Annotated in this window: 14 protein-coding genes; 13 read left to right on the plus strand and 1 reads right to left on the minus strand. The window is 59.9% G+C overall.

The window, feature by feature from the left end; translation table 11 throughout:
* Positions 1-112: 112 nt before the first annotated feature.
* The 6 genes from KVQ82_RS15155 to KVQ82_RS15180 all read left to right on the plus strand — a co-directional run bounded on the left by KVQ82_RS15155 (position 113) and on the right by KVQ82_RS15180 (position 9,608).
* Positions 113-1,303, plus strand: a complete 1,191-nt coding sequence (locus KVQ82_RS15155) for a sodium:proton antiporter (protein WP_222019322.1) — start codon at positions 113-115, stop codon at positions 1,301-1,303.
* Positions 1,304-1,526: 223 nt separating this feature from the next.
* Positions 1,527-2,612: an efflux RND transporter periplasmic adaptor subunit gene (locus tag KVQ82_RS15160; protein ID WP_313902825.1), complete on the plus strand. Its 1,086-nt coding sequence runs from the start codon at positions 1,527-1,529 to the stop codon at positions 2,610-2,612.
* The gene (locus tag KVQ82_RS15165) at positions 2,609-5,818 is read left to right on the plus strand and encodes an efflux RND transporter permease subunit (protein WP_041063938.1); all 3,210 of its coding nucleotides are present in this window, start codon (positions 2,609-2,611) and stop codon (positions 5,816-5,818) included. The genes KVQ82_RS15160 and KVQ82_RS15165 overlap by 4 nt, the downstream gene beginning before the upstream one ends.
* Entirely contained in the window at positions 5,819-7,246 is a 1,428-nt protein-coding gene (locus tag KVQ82_RS15170) for an efflux transporter outer membrane subunit (RefSeq protein ID WP_222019324.1), read from the plus strand.
* Positions 7,247-7,313: 67 nt separating this feature from the next.
* The gene (gene potE, locus KVQ82_RS15175; protein ID WP_222019325.1) at positions 7,314-8,654 is read left to right on the plus strand and encodes a putrescine-ornithine antiporter; all 1,341 of its coding nucleotides are present in this window, start codon (positions 7,314-7,316) and stop codon (positions 8,652-8,654) included.
* A gap of 48 nt (positions 8,655-8,702) precedes the next feature.
* On the plus strand, positions 8,703-9,608 hold the full coding sequence (locus KVQ82_RS15180; protein WP_222019326.1) for an amino acid ABC transporter substrate-binding protein: 906 nt from the start codon (positions 8,703-8,705) through the stop codon (positions 9,606-9,608).
* Positions 9,609-9,653: 45 nt separating this feature from the next.
* Here the strand turns inward: KVQ82_RS15180 and KVQ82_RS15185 are convergent, their stop codons facing one another.
* Complete coding sequence (locus tag KVQ82_RS15185; RefSeq protein WP_095669313.1) at positions 9,654-10,247, minus strand: TetR/AcrR family transcriptional regulator; 594 nt, start codon at positions 10,245-10,247, stop codon at positions 9,654-9,656.
* Between the two features lie 196 nt (positions 10,248-10,443).
* Here KVQ82_RS15185 and KVQ82_RS15190 point away from each other — a divergent pair, with 196 nt between their 5' ends.
* The 7 genes from KVQ82_RS15190 (at position 10,444) to KVQ82_RS15220 (ending at position 16,379) form a co-directional block, all read left to right on the plus strand.
* Positions 10,444-11,121, plus strand: coding sequence for a type 1 glutamine amidotransferase domain-containing protein (locus KVQ82_RS15190; protein WP_103367097.1), 678 nt, complete (start codon positions 10,444-10,446; stop codon positions 11,119-11,121).
* 94 nt (positions 11,122-11,215) lie between these two features.
* A complete protein-coding gene (locus KVQ82_RS15195; protein WP_222019327.1) occupies positions 11,216-12,340 on the plus strand; it encodes an alkene reductase in 1,125 nt (374 codons plus the stop codon).
* Between the two features lie 238 nt (positions 12,341-12,578).
* On the plus strand, positions 12,579-13,139 hold the full coding sequence (folE, locus tag KVQ82_RS15200) for a GTP cyclohydrolase I FolE (protein WP_222019328.1): 561 nt from the start codon (positions 12,579-12,581) through the stop codon (positions 13,137-13,139).
* Positions 13,140-13,245: 106 nt separating this feature from the next.
* Entirely contained in the window at positions 13,246-13,788 is a 543-nt protein-coding gene (locus KVQ82_RS15205) for a DUF3833 domain-containing protein (RefSeq protein WP_222019329.1), read from the plus strand.
* Positions 13,785-14,495 carry an SDR family NAD(P)-dependent oxidoreductase gene (locus KVQ82_RS15210; protein WP_222019330.1) on the plus strand — a complete coding sequence of 237 codons (711 nt, stop codon included), beginning with the start codon at positions 13,785-13,787 and terminating at the stop codon, positions 14,493-14,495. The genes KVQ82_RS15205 and KVQ82_RS15210 overlap by 4 nt, the downstream gene beginning before the upstream one ends.
* A 14-nt stretch (positions 14,496-14,509) precedes the next feature.
* Positions 14,510-14,815, plus strand: a complete 306-nt coding sequence (locus KVQ82_RS15215; RefSeq protein ID WP_047294422.1) for a DUF6482 family protein — start codon at positions 14,510-14,512, stop codon at positions 14,813-14,815.
* A gap of 25 nt (positions 14,816-14,840) precedes the next feature.
* Positions 14,841-16,379, plus strand: a complete 1,539-nt coding sequence (locus tag KVQ82_RS15220) for a cryptochrome/photolyase family protein (protein ID WP_222019331.1) — start codon at positions 14,841-14,843, stop codon at positions 16,377-16,379.
* The last annotated feature ends 91 nt before the right edge of the window (positions 16,380-16,470 follow it).

Genomic DNA, 16,470 nt, shown 5'->3' on the forward strand with positions numbered 1-16,470 from the left:
GGTAGTCGATTGGGGAATCCTCACATCCATTGATTTTTATCAGAAGACGCTACGAGCAATGAATTAAACCTGCCTTATCCCTTCTCTCTAAACCCGGACAGGCAGGTGACCGATGTATCAGAACCTGGCACTGCTTGCCGCCTTCCTTCTTGTCTATAGCCTGTTTGCCGGACGTTTCGAGTCGCGCCTGCTCAATGGGCCTCTGATGTTCATGCTCGCCGGGCTGATTCTTGGCCCGGCATTCCTGGGCCTGCTGCTGCCCCGGATCGACAAGGACGGCCTCCGGATCCTGGCCGAACTGACCTTGGCAATTGTGCTCTTCAGCGATGCAGCCAGCGCTGATCTCAAGGTGCTGAAAGCCCACGAAGGATTACCGCTACGCTTGTTGTTGATCGGGCTGCCGCTGACCATGCTCAGTGGCTGGCTGGTCGGCATCTGGCTGTTTCCGCAGATTCCCCCGATCGAACTGGCCATCTTGGCGACTCTTCTGGCGCCCACGGATGCGGCACTGGGCAAGGCTGTCGTGAGCAATCCGAAGGTGGCGGCATCCGTGCGTGAAGGATTGAACGTGGAGAGCGGGCTCAATGACGGCATCTGCGTGCCGGTGCTGTTGATGTTCCTGGCCCTGTTGATCGAAGAACAGACGCGGTCGCCCGTCTCGCTGGCGGTGGAGCTGGTTGCCGAGGAGCTTGGCATTGGCGCGCTCGTCGGCGTAGCCCTGACGTTGATCGCCTGGTTGTTGCAGCGTTACGCCGGGAAACGCCATTGGCAAACCCCCATGTGGTCACAGCTGACGCTACCCGGACTGGCGCTGGTTTGCTTTGCCACCGCGCAAGCATCGGGCGGTAGCGGGTTTATCGCGGCGTTCGTTGGCGGCCTGCTCGCCAGTTATCTGTTTGCTGAACAAAAGCATGATCTGCTCAAGGCCAGTGAAGAGTTCGCCAGCCTGCTTTCCGTCATTACCTGGGTGGTGTTTGGCGCGCAGGTAATCCCTTGGGCCTGGGGCAGTTTCACGCTGAATATCTGGTTGTATGCGGTGCTCAGCCTCACCGTGGTTCGCGTACTGCCTGTGCTCATCAGTCTGGCAGGGACCGACTTCGATTTCGAAACCCGGCTGTTCATCGGCTGGTTCGGCCCGCGCGGCCTTGCAAGTATTGTCTTCGCCGTGATGATTCTGGACTACCCTCTGCAAGTCGGTCGTACGTTGGTGGCTGTAGCGGCCTGCACCGTTTTACTGAGTGTGCTGCTCCATGGTTTGAGTGCCAACCCATGGGTCTCGCGGCTGGCAAATCGTGTTCTTTGATAATTGTCAGAAATGCCACTGAGTGCCGGTGCTAGCGTTGTGACCAACGAATGGCTAAGTGTCTGTCCGAGAAACCTTCACGGAGCAGAATATGGGCAGGAACATGAGTGTTGGCAGGCAACTCGGCTTGCCCGTCGCCATTATCGTCGGCAGCCTGAGCCTGCTCGCCGGCTGCGGCAAAGAACCCCCGACCCTCGCCCGTCAAGCGCCTGATGTCACGATCATGACGGTCACCGCACGCACTACACCGGTGACCTTCGAGTTCGTTGCGCAAACCCAAAGCTCCCGCGAAGTCGAGATCCGCGCCCGGGTTGCCGGGTTCCTGGAAAAGCGGCTGTACACCGAAGGCTACTTGGTAAAAACCGGGCAGACGCTGTTTCAGATGGATCGCAAGCCCTTTGAAGCTTCATTGCTCTCGGCCCAGGGGCAACTGGCTCAACAGCAGGCACGCTGGGAGGTGGCCAAAGCCACCCTCGCCCGTGTCCGGCCGCTGGCGGCGCAGAATGCTGTCAGCAAGATGGACCTGGACAATGCCGTCGGCGATGAGCGTCAGACCAGAGCCGCCGTGCTGGCCGCCGAAGGGTCGGTGCGAACCGAACAGCTGAACCTCAGCTACACCACCATCGCCTCCCCGCTTACCGGTTTTTCAAGCTTTGCCAAAAAGCAGGAAGGCAGTTACGTCACACCCGGTGAGTCCGGACTGCTGACCACCGTCTCGCAGATGGACCCGATCTACGTCAACTTCAGTCTTTCGGAAAACGAGACGCTCAAGTTCCGCGAAGAGATTGCTTCCGGGCACCTCATATTCCCGCTGCGCAGTGAATTTGTCGTGGAAGTGGTATTGGCCGACGGCTCGGTGCTGCCCGAACAGGGGCGACTGAATTTTGCCGCGCCCTCCTACAGCCAGGACACCGGCACCTTTCTGGTCCGCGCCGTGGTCGCCAATCCCAATGGCCAATTGCGTCCCGGCCAGTTCGTACGGGCGCGGGCCATCGGCGCTACCAGGCCGAACGCCATCGTCGTACCGCAAAAAGCCGTTCTGGAGGGGGCCAAGAGCCACTTCGTGTGGGTGATCAATGCCGCAGGCAAGCCCGAACAACGGGTGGTCGAAGTGGGTGATTGGCACGGCGATGACTGGTTCATTACCCAGGGGTTGCAGGCCGGTGAACGGATCGTGGTCGACGGTGCGATCAGAGTCACGCCCGGAGGGCCGCTGAACATCATTGCCCCTCCTGCCCCGCCAGCTAACCAGACGCCGACAAAACCGATGGCTGCCAGCACGCAGCAAGACACCGGGCACAGCCCATGAGTATTTCCCACTACTGCATTGATCGCCCCATTTTCGCTTCGGTGATCTCAATCATCATCACCCTGGCCGGCGCGGTGGCCATGGCCAAATTGCCGGTGGCCCAGTACCCGGATATTACCCCGCCGCAAATTACCGTTTCGGCAACCTACCCCGGCGCCGATGCCCAGGTGGTGGCCAATAACGTGGCAGCGCCGATCGAGCAACAGGTCAACGGCGCCGACAACATGATTTACATGAACTCGTCCAGCTCGGCGACGGGGAACATGACCCTCAACGTGTTCTTCGAGATTGGCACCGACCCGTCCCTTGCCCAGGTCGATGTGCAAAACCGCGTCAATCTGGCCTTGCCGCAACTGCCCTCCGCCGTCCAGAGCCAAGGCATTCAGGTACAGAAAAAATCTTCCGCGTTCATGATGGTGCTTGCCGTGTATTCGGCCGGCGAGCGCTATGACAGCACCTACGTCGCCAACTACGCGAACCTCTACATTCTGGATGCAATCAAGCGCATTCCGGGGGCCAACCAGGCGAGCATTTTCGGCACGCCGGACTACGCCATGCGGATCTGGCTCAAACCCGATCGCATGGCGCAACTGGGCATTACCGCCGCTGACGTACAGACAGCGGTCGCCAACCAGAACCAGCAATTCGCCGTCGGCCGTGTCGGGCAATCGCCGACCGGCCAGGCCGTGGAGCAATCGTTCGCGGTGACCACCAAGGGCCGCCTGACGGAGCCTGCGGAATTCGAGAACATCATCTTGCGCGCCAGCAACGACGGCGCGGCCATCGTCCGCCTGAAGGATGTAGGGCGCGCCGAACTCGGGCAGAAGGACTATTCGCTGCGCAGCACCTATCAGGGACGTCCCGCCACGCTGATTGCGGTGTATCAGCAGCCGGGGGCAAACGCCCTCGATGTCTCGGCAGCGGTGACGTCGACCCTGGCACAAATGAAAACGACATTTCCCGAAGGGATCGAATACAAGATCGTGATGGACACTACCGCGTTCACCCGCGCGTCGATTTCCGAGGTGATTCACACCTTTTTCGAAGCGTTGGTGCTGGTGGTCGTGGTGGTGTTCATCTTTCTGCAGAGTCTGCGCGCCACGCTGATCCCGGTACTCGCCGTACCGGTGTCGATTGTCGGCACCTTTATCGGCATGTCCGCCTTGGGATTTTCGGTGAACATGCTGACGCTGTTCGGCATGGTGCTGGCGATCGGCATCGTGGTCGACGACGCGATCGTGGTGATTGAAAACGTCGAACGCAATATGCACGTACACAAGATGAACCCCAAGGACGCCGCCAAACGCGCCATGGATGAAGTCGCCGGGCCGGTGGTCGCGATCGTGCTGGTGTTGTGTGCGGTGTTCGTGCCGGTGGCTTTCATGGGGGGCATCACCGGGCAGCTCTACAAACAATTTGCGATCACCATTGCCATCTCCGTGGTGATCTCCGGTCTGGTGGCGTTGACGCTTTCACCGGCCCTGGCCGCCCTGCTGCTCAAACCTCATCAAGGCGAAAAAAACGCTTTTTTCCGCTGGTTCGAACGTAGCTTCGAACGCATGACCGAGGGCTATTCGCGTGCCGTGGCGTTCATGATCAAACGCTTTGTGCTGGCGTTGCTGCTGTTCGCCGGCATGATCGTTTTGATTGCGCTGATGGCGCAGCGCATTCCCAGTGCCTTTCTGCCACCGGAGGATCAGGGGTATCTGCTGGGCGCGCTGATCATGCCCGATGCCGCCAGCCTGGATCGCACCGCTGAAGTGGGCAAGGTCGCCAGTGATTTCTTCATGCATGACGAGGCCGTCGAGGGTGTCGCTATCGTTAACGGCTACAGCCTGCTCGATGGCCAGAACAAGAACAATGCCGGTGCCTTTTTCGTCGGGTTCAAGGATTTCGAAGAGCGCTACAAGGACTCGCAAACCATCAAGGAACAGAGTGCTCCAGCGCTCATCCAGAAAGCGGCCCGGGCCTTTTCCACAGTACAGGGCGGGATCATTTTGCCGGTCAACCCGCCATCCATACCGGGCCTGGGCACCACGGGCGGCATGGAGGTGTGGGTTCAAAGCAAGGGCGACGCCAGCGTCGGGCAACTGGCCGAGATGGTCGGCATGCTTGTCGCAAAAGCCAGGCAGCGTCCGGAACTCGGCGCCATCACCTCGACCTTCAATGTGTTTTCCCGGCAATTGCTGGTCGATGTCGACCGCGAAAAGGCCGAGACGCTGGGGGTGCCGGTCGAAGACGTGTACAGCACCATGCAAACCATGTTCGGTTCTCTGTATGTGTCTCAATTCAACAAGTTCAGCCGCTTGTGGCAGGTGATTCTGCAGGCTGAACCGAGCTACCGACTCAAGGCTGAAGACTTGCAGCAGATTTATGTGCGCAGCAAGAACCTGGGGATGGTGCCACTCAAAGCGCTGCTGACCACCCGCTACGTCACCGGCCCCGACCTGCTGACGCGCTTCAACAACTTCCCGGCAGTCAAGCTCACCGCCAACGCCGCGCCCGGCTACAGCTCCGGTCAGGCACTCAAGGCGCTGGAAGAGATCAGCGCTGAAATCATGACCAATGACTATGCCTTGGCCCTGAGTGGCGAGGCCTTCGAGGAGAAAAAAAGCGGGGGCGCTTCCTCTCAGGTGTTCATCTTCGGCCTGGTCATGGTGTTCCTGATCCTGGCCGCGCAGTACGAAAAATGGTCCCTGCCCGTCGGCGTATTGCTGGCGGTGCCCTTTGCGTTGTTCGGTGCCCTGCTCGCGGTACTGATTCGCGGGTTGAGCAACGATGTTTACTTCCAGATCGGCTTGACCATGCTGGTCGCCCTGGCCGCGAAGAATGCGATTCTGATTTTCGAATTTGCGGTACTGAACCGGGAAAGCGGCATGTCTGCCTACGATGCGGCAATGACCGCCGCCAGGGAGCGGCTGCGGCCTATCGTGATGACGTCCCTGGCGTTCATTCTGGGGTGTGTCCCATTGGCCATTGCCGTCGGCGCATCGGAAAACAGCCGACACTCGATCGGCACAGGTGTCATCGGCGGGATGTTGGCGGCAACAGTCATCGCCATTTTCTTCATCCCGCTGTTCTACTACCTGGTTGAACGCTTGACCGAGAAAAAAGGCGCGCCGCAACAGACCACCCCGCCGCCTTCGCTCACATCGCCCGGAGAGATCCCCGGTGGCGCTCCCCTGCACAGACATGAGGGGGAATGAATGCGCACATGTCATTTGTCGTGGTTGATTTGTCTGGGGCTCAGCGGCTGCATGCTCGGCCCGGATTACCAGCGCCCGGCCACCGACACCCCGCCGGCCTATCGTTACGCAGAGCAAGAGGCCAACGACCTGTCCAACGCGTTGTGGTGGGAACAGTTCAACGATCCGGTGCTCAATGACTTGATCCGCAGCGCGCTGGCGCAAAACAAAGACATCAAGATCGCCGCCGCCCGGGTCGAGGAGTTTCAGGGCCGTTACGGTGTGGCGCGTTCGCAGCTGTTTCCGCAAATCGGCGCCGCCGCGCAAGGCAGTCGTTCTCGGGCGCCACGCGACAATGGCCCGGTACCGCTGGACTCCAGCGTCGACCCGATTTACCAGAATTATCAGGCCACCCTGAGTGTAAGCTGGGAGCTTGACGTCTGGGGGCGCTTGCGGCGACTCAATGAGTCGGCACGGGCTGACTTGCTGGCCTCGGAAGAAGGTCGGCGGACGGTGATACTCAGCCTGGTCTCGTCGGTGGCATCGAGTTACATCGCGCTGCGCGATCTTGACCGCCAACTGGAAATCGCCCGCACCACGGCCAAGGCCCGTGGCGACTCCTACGAAATCTTCAAGCTGCGTTTCGGTGCCGGGACCATTTCTGAAATGGAATTGGCGCAAAACCTTTCGGAATTCCAGCGCACCCAGGCATCCGTTGCGCAATTCGAGTCATTGGTGGCGCAACAGGAAAACAATCTGGCGGTGCTGCTTGGGCGCAATCCGGGGCCGATCATCAGAGGCCGTGAGCTGACACAACTGTCGCTGCCATTGGTGCCCGCCGGGCTGCCTTCGGACTTGCTTGAGCGCCGCCCCGATTTGCGGCAAGCCGAGTTGAATCTGGTTTCCGCCAACGCCCGAATCGGTGCGGCCAAGGCACTGTATTTCCCGACGATATCGCTGACCGGATTGTTGGGCTCGGTCAGTAACCAACTGTCCAACCTGTTCACCGGGCCGGCTGCCACCTGGTCTTACGGAGTCGCCGCCAGCATGCCGCTCTTCACCGCTGGCGGGATCGCCGGTCAGGTGCAACAGGCCGAGGCCGTTCAAAAACAAACCTTGCTGGCTTACCAGCAGTCGATCCAGTCAGCCTTCAGGGATGTTGAAAACGCCCTGGTTGCCGCGAGCAAATCCCGCGAGCAAATGACTTCTCAAGGCAATCAGGTCGAAGCCTTGCGCACCTACACCCGGTTTGCCCGGCTGCGTTACGACAACGGCTATACCAGCTACATAGAAGTGCTGGATGCCGAGCGCAGTCTGTTCGACGCCGAGCTGACCTACACCCGGACCCGGGGTTCGGTGTTCACCGCCATGATCGATGTTTACAAGGCAACGGGCGGAGGCTGGATAAGCAAGGCAGACACGTTGACCTCAACCGTCGGCGAACATTGACCATGACCACGCTGCAGTGCGTTCAAGGGCTGGGCGCGGATGCACTTCGCCGATCGAGGGGTTTTCGATGACCGACACCAACAAGAAAATGAGCCTGACGGGACTCACCACTTTGGTGACCGTCAACATGATGGGCTCGGGCATCATCATGTTGCCGACCAGCATGGCGCAACTCGGGGCGGTCTCGTTGTTGTCATGGATCGTCACCGCTGTCGGTTCCATGGCCATTGCATATTGTTTTTCCCAGTGCGGCATCTTCTGTCTGCGCTCGGGCGGGTTATCCGCCTACACCGAAGAGGCGCACGCAAAATCGGGATTTTTCCTCTGCTCGTATCTGTATTTCCTGTCACTGGCCATCGCCAACGTGGCGGTGGCCATCTCCGCAGTGGGATACATGACGTCGTTCATGCCTTGGCTGGGAAGCGGCGCCATTCCTTTGTTCATCGGAACGGTCGGCTTGCTCTGGATAACCACCGTGGCAAATTTTGGCGGCCCCGGCGTTACCGGCAAGATCGGCGCGATTACGGTCTGGGGCGTGATCATCCCGGTTGCCGGCTTGAGCCTTATCGGATGGTTCTGGTTCAAACCCGATCTGCTGATCGCCGCCTGGAACCCCTACCACCTGCCCATTTCCGAAGCGATCAGCAAAGCAATTCCGCTGACACTCTGGGCCTTTCTCGGCATGGAATCGGCCGCGCAGGCCTCTGACGCGGTGGAAAATCCCACGCGCACGGTGCCGCTGGCCTGCCTGTTCGGCACACTGGGAGCGGCGGTTGTCTACGTGCTCTCGACGACCGTCATTCAGGGGATCATTCCGAATGCCGAGCTGGCTAACTCGTCCGCGCCGTTCGCGCTGGTTTATGCGCATATGTTCAACCCGACGGTCGGCCACATCATCATGGCGTTGGCAGTGATGGCATGCGTGGGCTCGCTGTTGGGCTGGCAGTTCACCCTGGCGCAAACCGCCAAGATGACGGCTGACCAAGGCATGTTTCCCAAACTGTTCTGCAAGGTCAGCGCCCGCAATGCCCCCATCGTCGGGATGCTGGTCTGCGGCGTGCTGCAGACTTTAATGGCGCTGTCGACCATTTCGCCGAACGCCAGTGCGCAGTTCGGCAAACTGGTCAGCCTCGCCGCAGTGACCAACCTGATTCCCTATGTAACAGCGGCCACCGGGCTGCTGGTCATGATGTACAAAGCCAAGGTCAGTGCCAGCGTGTACACCCGCAATACCTTGCTGTTGGTGGTGGCCGTGGCGTACTCCCTCTACGCGTTGTATGCCTGCGGCAAAGATGCGGTGTTCGGCGGCATTCTGGTTCTGGTGTTCGGCTACCTGCTCTACGGCTTCCTCGCCAAACGATTTGTCGAAGTGTCTGTGCCGGTTCACCCCCGAGCCGACAATCCTTGACCGCCGTCATCGTGACGGCTCAGACAGCTGAATTCGAGGAACCCGCACATGAACGTGAAACTGAGCAAATCCAAACCGCTGCTACTCGTCTGCCTACTGACGCTATTGCCGGTCGTGGCTCATGGCAGCACGCTTGAGCGCATCCGCACGAGCCACACGTTCACTCTCGGTTACTTGCCGGACTTCGCGCCGTTCAGCGAGCAGGTCGCCGATAAAGCCAGCGGATATGCCATCGACCTCTGTTTGAAAATAGCCGAAAAGGTCAAGAGCGAACTGGCGTTGCCCACGCTGAAGATTGCGTACCAGCCTGTGTCCCTGAACGACGAAATCAATGCCGTCAATTCGGGGAAAATCGACATTCTCTGTACACCGACCCCTCCGACACTGGTGCGGCGCTCGCAGGTCAGCTACTCGGTGCCGGTCTACACCGCCGGTCTCTCGGCCGTGGTGCGCGAGGACGCCTCCCAGCCTTTGCTTAATGTGCTCAATGGCAAGGTGGCCCATACCGGGCCAACGTGGCGTGCCACCGCGAACCTTGGGCTGTCCAATCAAACCTATGCTGCCATCGGCGGCGGTGTGACCGAGGCGTGGATACATCAGCAGATGCGTTTGCTCGGCGTGGTGGCTACGTTGGTCACGGTGGAGAACGCCGATGCAGGCCTCAAACAGGTTGCCGATGGCAAAGCCAGTGCGTTCTTTGCTGAGCGCATGGTGCTCAAGCATCTGCTAAGCAAGAATGACCCCGAAGGTCACCTGGTGCTGCTGGAGCGGATTTTCGAGTACGCGCCAACGGCCATGGCGCTGGATCGAAACGACGAAGATTTCCGCCTGCTGGTCGACACTGCGCTGAGTGAGATGTACCGCGCCGGCGACATCGAGCAGGCGTACGACAACTACCTGGATGGCGCCGGCGACGCGGCGAAGAAGCTGTTCAAGATCTACGCACTACCTTGAAAGCCAGGCCACAACGATCGGGGACGCTCAACAGTAGGGGGCGCTTCAGTTTGATGGCCGCTGCAAAAGCCGCTTCGTCATCACCATCGAGGTCTGCAATGACTGCCCGGTGCGCTGCAGCTTGTTCAGCAGACTGGCGCCCAACCAGAGCTGGTAAAGGGTTTCTGCCAGCTGACGAGCATCAGCATCCGGCACACTTTTATCCAACTGCCCTTCTTCCAGGCACGTCGTGATCCGCGCAACGATGCGCTCGGCGCCGTCACGCAAGGTGAGGCGCATCGACTCGGACAGGTCGGCGACTTCCGCGCTCAACTTGACCACCAGGCATTCATCGCCGTGACCTTCCAGGGTGCAGCGGTTCTGCCAGCCCTGCCAGTAATCCATCAGCCGCTCATAGGCACTGAGCCCCGGCAGTGTCAGGCGTCGCTCCATATCTGCGAGGTAGCCGACGAAGTAATCCTCCAGCAACGCCTGGCCGTAGAGTTCCTTGGATTTGAAGTAGTGATAGAACGAGCCCTTGGGCACACCGGCGGTCTGCAGGATCTCGCTCAGGCCAACACTGGTAAAGCCCTTTTCGGCCATCATGCGGTGGCCGGTGTCGAGCAGGTGTTGGCGGGTATCGTCGTAGGTCGGTTTCATGGGGCGCAAAATACCAAACATTAGACCAGTCGTATATTTCTGATGAGCAGGAGTTTGCCACAGTGATGGCTTGGAAACACGGGCGTAAAAATTTACTAGACGACCGGTCTAATATGAATCTATGCTGTGCCCGTCATTCCTTCCAAGGTGTCGCAGACGAACCCGTCGAGGACACCCGACCACCACAGGGCGCTCTATGAAAATCTTGATGGTTCTGACTTCCCACGATCAGCTTGGCAACACCGGCAAGAAAACCGGCTTCTGGCTCGAAGAGTTCGCGGCCCCCTACTACGCCTTCAAGGATGCCGGCGCGCAGATCACTCTGGTATCGCCGGCCGGCGGCCAGCCACCGCTCGATCCGAAAAGCGATGAGCCCGATGCGCAAACCGCTGAAACCGACCGCTTCCGCAAGGACCCTGCTGCTCAGCAGGCGCTGGCCAATACCGGGCGCCTGGCGGATGTCAGCGCTGAGGATTTCGATGCCGTGTTTTATCCCGGTGGCCATGGCCCACTGTGGGATCTGGCCGAAGACAAACACTCGATTGCGCTGATCGAAGCGTTCGACCGCAGCAACAAACCTCACGGTTTCGTCTGCCATGCGCCGGGCGTTCTGCGTCACGTGGTGGCTGCCGATGGCAAGCCGTTGATTCAAGGCCGGGACGTCACCGGTTTCACTAACGCTGAAGAAGCCGCGGTAGGCCTGACCGATGTCGTGCCGTTCCTGATCGAAGACGAATTCCAGCGTCTCGGCGGTCGCTACTCCAAGGTCGCTGACTGGCAGGTTCACGTGGTGACCGATGGCCAACTGGTGACGGGTCAAAACCCTGCCAGCTCGGCAGCCGTCGCCGAAAAACTGCTGAAACTGTTGGCCTGAGCCCTCCAGCGTCCAGACACCGTGCGCATCCCGCACGGTGTTTTTTTACCGCATTACTAGTCGACTGGTCTAATAAGACCAAAACAGGAATCACATGAAAAACAGCCCTTACTTCACCCCCGTCAAACTGGGCCTGCACACCCTGAAGAACCGCATCGTCCTGCCGCCCCTCACCCGCCAGCGCAGCACGCAACCGGGCAATGTCGCCAACACATTGATGGCCGAGTATTACCAGCAGCGCGCCGGCGCCGGACTGCTGGTCACCGAAGGCACGCAGATCGAGCCTCGCGGTCAGGGCTACGCCTGGACCCCCGGCATTCACACGCCGGAACAAATTGCCGGATGGCGCACTGTCACCGAAGCGGTTCATGCCCGGAACGGCGTGATATTCGCCCAGCTGTGGCACGTCGGACGTGTGTCCCACACCGCCTTGCAACCCGACGGCGCGGCCCCGGTATCCGCTTCCGCCATCGCTACTGAACGGGTCAGCGTGTTCATTGAAACCACGCCGGGCGCTGGAGAGCTGGTCAAGCCATCCGCACCGCGAGCGCTGAGCACCGATGAAGTCCAGGCACTGGTTCAGCTCTATATACAGGCCGCGCGCAATGCGATGGACGCCGGTTTTGACGGGATCGAATTGCACTGTGCCAACGGCTATCTGGTGAACCAGTTCATTTCTGCGCACAGCAATGTGCGCACCGATCAATACGGTGGCTCGCTGCACAATCGCCTGCGTTTTCTGCGCGAAGTGGTGTCGGGTGTCGCCGAGTGCATCGGCAAGGAAAAAGTCGGCGTGCGGTTTGCGCCGCTGTTCACCACCACCGATGAAGCACGCACTTATCTGGGCATGGTCGAGGAAGACCCGCACACCACTTACATTGAAGCGATCAAGGTGCTTGAGGACGTGGGGATTGCCTACCTGTCCATCGCCGAGGCGGACTGGGACGACGCGCCCGTGATGCCGCAAACATTCCGCCGCGCAGTGCGCGACACCTTCAGCGGCGCCATCATTTACGCCGGACGCTACAACGCTGAATCCGGAGCGCAATTGCTCGAATCGGGGCTGGCGGACCTGGTGGCGTTCGGTCGGCCGTTCATGGCCAACCCGGACCTGCCGGCGCGCATCGCCAATGACTGGCCGCTCAATCCGCTGAACCCCGCCACGGTCTACGGCGGCAATGCCGAAGGCTATGTGGATTACCCGACCTACAGCGAATAATTCCGCGAATTCGCCCAGCGCTCCCACTGCCCGGGAGCGCTTTCCCCTCTGCGCCAAACGCGCAACCTCGCACGCTGCGATGTGAGGTGTTCGCATCTGCATAAAAAAGATTGCCGATTGATTGTCAGGCGGATTTTTTCAGCCTATCTTGAGTAAAACCTATACAACGAACTTAATTGCGTACAACTCTTGCGCTACGGATTGGCCCTCACGCACAGCACTGCTGCGAGTCCTCTGAATGAACCCACTACTAGCCAGCCATTACCGTGAAATTCTCCTCGGCGTCGGAGAAAACCCCGAGCGTGAAGGTCTGCTCGACACGCCCAAACGTGCGGCCAAAGCGATGCAGTATCTGTGCAACGGCTACACGATGAGCCTGGAAGACGTCACCAACGGCGCACTGTTCGAATCGCAAAGCGATGAGATGGTCATCGTCAGTGACATCGAGCTCTATTCCTTGTGTGAGCACCACATGCTGCCTTTCATCGGCAAGGCGCACGTGGCGTACATCCCCACCGGCAGGGTGCTCGGGCTGTCGAAAGTGGCGCGCGTGGTGGACATGTTCGCCCGGCGCCTGCAGATCCAGGAAAACCTCACCCGGCAAATTGCCGAGGCCATCCAGCAGATCACCGATGCCGCCGGCGTGGCCGTGGTCATTGAGGCCAGGCACATGTGCATGATGATGCGCGGCGTTGAAAAGCAGAATTCGGTCATGACCTCCTCGGTGATGCTCGGCGCGTTTCGTGACAGCACCACCACGCGTCAAGAGTTCCTGCAACTGATCGGGCGGCGAAGTTGATGTTCGACCCTCGATGGGTGCGATAAACCTGTACAGCGACAGTAGGCTGTATAAGCACGATCTTTCCAATTTCACCCACCTGCCTGTGCATTCAGGGAGAACGTCAATGACCCGAATTGTGCTCTTGCTGGCTCTGATACTCAGCGTTGCGAGCTGCGGCAGCGTGGATGTCAGTCGCTACGCCGATCAGCAACCGGCGTTGGATCTGCAGCGTTTTTTCAGCCAACCGGTGAAAGCCTGGGGGATGTTTCAGAAGCGTTCCGGGGAAGTGGTCAAGCGCTTTGAGGTCAACATCGTCAGCCATCGTGAAGGTGACAACCTGATTCTTGATGAGCGCTTCCTGTACAGCGACGGTACGCGCCAGCGCCGCGTCTGGACCCTGACGCCCGAGGGCCAGGGACGCTGGAGCGGGCGCGCAGGTGATGTAGTGGGCGTTGCCACAGGTCAGGTGGCCGGCAATGCGCTGCACTGGCGGTATCGCCTGAACCTGCCGGTTGATGGCTCGACCTATGAAATGAGCATGGACGACTGGATGTACCAGATGGACGAGGACACGCTGATCAATCGCACCCGCATGTCCAAGCTCGGGGTTGAAGTTGGCCAGGTGACCTTGTTCTTCCGCCGTCAGGGTGCCGGAGTCAGTCAATGAACAGCGCTTTCAGCATGGCCTCCCTGGGCGATGATTATCGTGCCCTGGTGATCGGCGCGAGTGGCGCCATCGGCCGCGCGTTTTGCCAGCAGCTCAGTCAGGACCCGCGCTGTGCTGGCGTTCGTGAGCTGGGGCGCCATACCGTTCCGGCGCTGGATCTCGAGCAGCCGCAATCGATCGCCAGCGCCGCCGCCGAACTGTCCGGGCAAGCGCCCTATCAGTTGATCGTGCACGCTGCCGGCCTGCTGCATCGTGAGCGGATCAAGCCGGAAAAGAGCTACAGCGCGATCGAGGCCGATGCGCTGCAAACTGTGTTTCAAGTGAACACGCTGGGGCCGGCGATGGTGTTGCGGCATTTTCTGCCGTTGCTTGATCCCCAAGGGGCGATGGCGATGCTTTCGGCCAAGGTTGGAAGCATCGGCGACAACCGATTGGGCGGCTGGTATGCCTATCGCGCCTCCAAGGCGGCGCTGAACATGCTGATCAAGACCGCAGCGATCGAACTGGCCCGCACCCGCCCGCAAAGCCGCTTGCTGAGTCTGCACCCGGGCACGGTCGTGTCGGGGTTGTCGCAACCTTTTCGCGGGGCATCCAGCGCCCGACCCGCGGACGTTGCCGCTGAGCAGCTACTGAACCTGATTGACCAGTTGACGCCGGCCGACAGTGGCCAGTTCTTTGCCTACGATGGACAACGCCTGCCCTGGTAGGCAAGGAGTGAAGCATGAATCTGCAAACCCTGACCGAACGCGCGGCCAACAGCGAAATTCGTGAGCTGGAGTTGCTGTCGCTTGAAGGTGGTTTTTATCTGGCCCGGGTTCGCCTGGATCACGGTCAGTTCACCTTGCTCGACGACGCGGCCAAACCCATGCACCTGCGTTCAATCACCCATCTGCGTGACTTGCTGCAGACCGTGCCGGCATTCCCGTGCGTGCTGGTGCAGCAATGCGTGCACGACGAAATGTGTGGCCGCGATACCGGGCCGGTCGAAGAGCTGCGCATTCCGTTTTCGCTGGCCACGCCGTTATGAAACGAATCCCGCCGGACCGCACTGAATGAACCCGAATCGTCGGTTGTGCCTGGTGCTGGGCGATCAGTTGTCGTTCGATCTGGCCTCCTTGCAGACGCTCGACAGCGAGCGCGACACCGTGCTGCTGGTCGAGGTCATGGAAGAAGCCAGCCATGTACCGCACCATCCGCAAAAGATTGCCCTGATCTTCAGCGCCATGCGCCATTTCGCCCAGTCATTGCGAGACCAGGGCATTCGTGTCGAATACGTGACGCTGGATGATCCGCACAATAGCGGTTCGGTGCCGGGGGAATTACGCCGTTGGCAACAGCGCTTGCAGGTCGAGCAAGTACACGTCACCGAGTGCGGTGACTGGCGCCTGGAACAATCGATCAAGGATTGTGGCCTGCCCGTTTGTTGGCACGCCGATTCGCGTTTTTTGTGCAGTCGCGCCGAGTTCGCCGCCTGGGCTGCGGGGAAAAAACAGTTGCGCATGGAGTTCTTTTATCGCGAGATGCGCCGCAAGAGTCGCTTGCTGCTCAATGGCGATGGCACGCCGGTGGGCGGTGCTTGGAACTTCGATGCCGAGAATCGCAAGTCCCTGCCCAAAGGTGTGAAAGCCCCCTACCCGATCCGTTTCAGTAACGACACCATCACCCGCGAGGTGCTGGATCTGGTGAAGTCGCACTTCAGTCAGCATTACGGTGCACTCGATGATTTCAATTACCCGGTCACCCATGCCGACGCGCAGGCGCTATGGGACTATTTTCTGGATTATGGCCTGGCGGGTTTCGGTGACTATCAGGACGCCATGGCCAGTGACGAGCCGTTCCTGTTTCATGCACGCATCAGCGCCGCGCTCAATATCGGCCTGCTGGATTTGCGGCGGTTGTGCAGCGACGTCGAGTCGGCTTATTGGGCCGGCAGGATTGCCCTGAATGCTGCCGAAGGCTTCATTCGGCAACTGATCGGCTGGCGTGAATACGTGCGCGGCGTGTACTGGCTGAAAATGCCGGACTACGCACTGGGCAACGCCTTCGGCAACAGCCGTGCACTGCCGGAGTTCTACTGGACCGGTGCCACGCAGATGAACTGCATGCGCCAGGCCATCGGCCAGAGTCTGCAGCATGCCTACGCGCACCACATTCAGCGGCTGATGGTCACCGGCAATTTCGCCCTGCTCGCTGGCATTGCGCCGAGCCAGATCTGTGAGTGGTACCTGGCGATTTACATGGACGCCTTCGACTGGGTCGAACTGCCCAACACGTTGGGCATGGTCATGCATGCCGACGGCGGTTACCTCGGTTCCAAACCCTATTGCGCCAGTGGCCAATACATCAATCGCATGTCTGACTACTGCCGCGGCTGCGCCTACAAGGTCAGCGAAAGTACGGCGGACAATGCCTGCCCGTTCAATGCGTTGTACTGGCATTTTCTGATGCGCCACGGTGAACAGCTGCGCGGCAATCAGCGCATGGCGATGATGTACAAGAACCTCGACCGCATGCCGTCAGCCAAGCAGGAGGCGCTGTGGCAACGCGGGCAGAACCTGTTGGCGCGTCTGGATAACGGCGAATCGATCTGAAATGAACGCTCGCTTGCGCCGGTGGTGAAACTTAAGCACAACCCGCCCGGTCAACGGATGATCGGCGCTCGAGTCCTCCGCGAGCGCAATG

The sequence above is a fragment of the Pseudomonas sp. AO-1 genome, assembly GCF_019775695.1.
GTDB lineage: Bacteria > Pseudomonadota > Gammaproteobacteria > Pseudomonadales > Pseudomonadaceae > Aquipseudomonas > Aquipseudomonas parakoreensis.

What these genes read in the sequence shown, in the direction of transcription:
- KVQ82_RS15160 (WP_313902825.1), top strand. Translation starts at nt 1,527, where the DNA reads ATGACGGTCACCGCACGCACTACACCGGTGACCTTCGAGTTCGTTGCG.
- KVQ82_RS15190 (WP_103367097.1), top strand. Translation starts at nt 10,444, where the DNA reads ATGAAAATCTTGATGGTTCTGACTTCCCACGATCAGCTTGGCAACACC.
- folE (WP_222019328.1), top strand. Translation starts at nt 12,579, where the DNA reads ATGAACCCACTACTAGCCAGCCATTACCGTGAAATTCTCCTCGGCGTC.
- KVQ82_RS15180 (WP_222019326.1), top strand. Translation starts at nt 8,703, where the DNA reads ATGAACGTGAAACTGAGCAAATCCAAACCGCTGCTACTCGTCTGCCTA.
- potE (WP_222019325.1), top strand. Translation starts at nt 7,314, where the DNA reads ATGACCGACACCAACAAGAAAATGAGCCTGACGGGACTCACCACTTTG.
- KVQ82_RS15195 (WP_222019327.1), top strand. Translation starts at nt 11,216, where the DNA reads ATGAAAAACAGCCCTTACTTCACCCCCGTCAAACTGGGCCTGCACACC.
- KVQ82_RS15170 (WP_222019324.1), top strand. Translation starts at nt 5,819, where the DNA reads ATGCGCACATGTCATTTGTCGTGGTTGATTTGTCTGGGGCTCAGCGGC.
- KVQ82_RS15205 (WP_222019329.1), top strand. Translation starts at nt 13,246, where the DNA reads ATGACCCGAATTGTGCTCTTGCTGGCTCTGATACTCAGCGTTGCGAGC.
- KVQ82_RS15185 (WP_095669313.1), bottom strand. Translation starts at nt 10,247, where the DNA reads ATGAAACCGACCTACGACGATACCCGCCAACACCTGCTCGACACCGGC.
- KVQ82_RS15165 (WP_041063938.1), top strand. Translation starts at nt 2,609, where the DNA reads ATGAGTATTTCCCACTACTGCATTGATCGCCCCATTTTCGCTTCGGTG.
- KVQ82_RS15220 (WP_222019331.1), top strand. Translation starts at nt 14,841, where the DNA reads ATGAACCCGAATCGTCGGTTGTGCCTGGTGCTGGGCGATCAGTTGTCG.
- KVQ82_RS15215 (WP_047294422.1), top strand. Translation starts at nt 14,510, where the DNA reads ATGAATCTGCAAACCCTGACCGAACGCGCGGCCAACAGCGAAATTCGT.
- KVQ82_RS15210 (WP_222019330.1), top strand. Translation starts at nt 13,785, where the DNA reads ATGAACAGCGCTTTCAGCATGGCCTCCCTGGGCGATGATTATCGTGCC.
- KVQ82_RS15155 (WP_222019322.1), top strand. Translation starts at nt 113, where the DNA reads ATGTATCAGAACCTGGCACTGCTTGCCGCCTTCCTTCTTGTCTATAGC.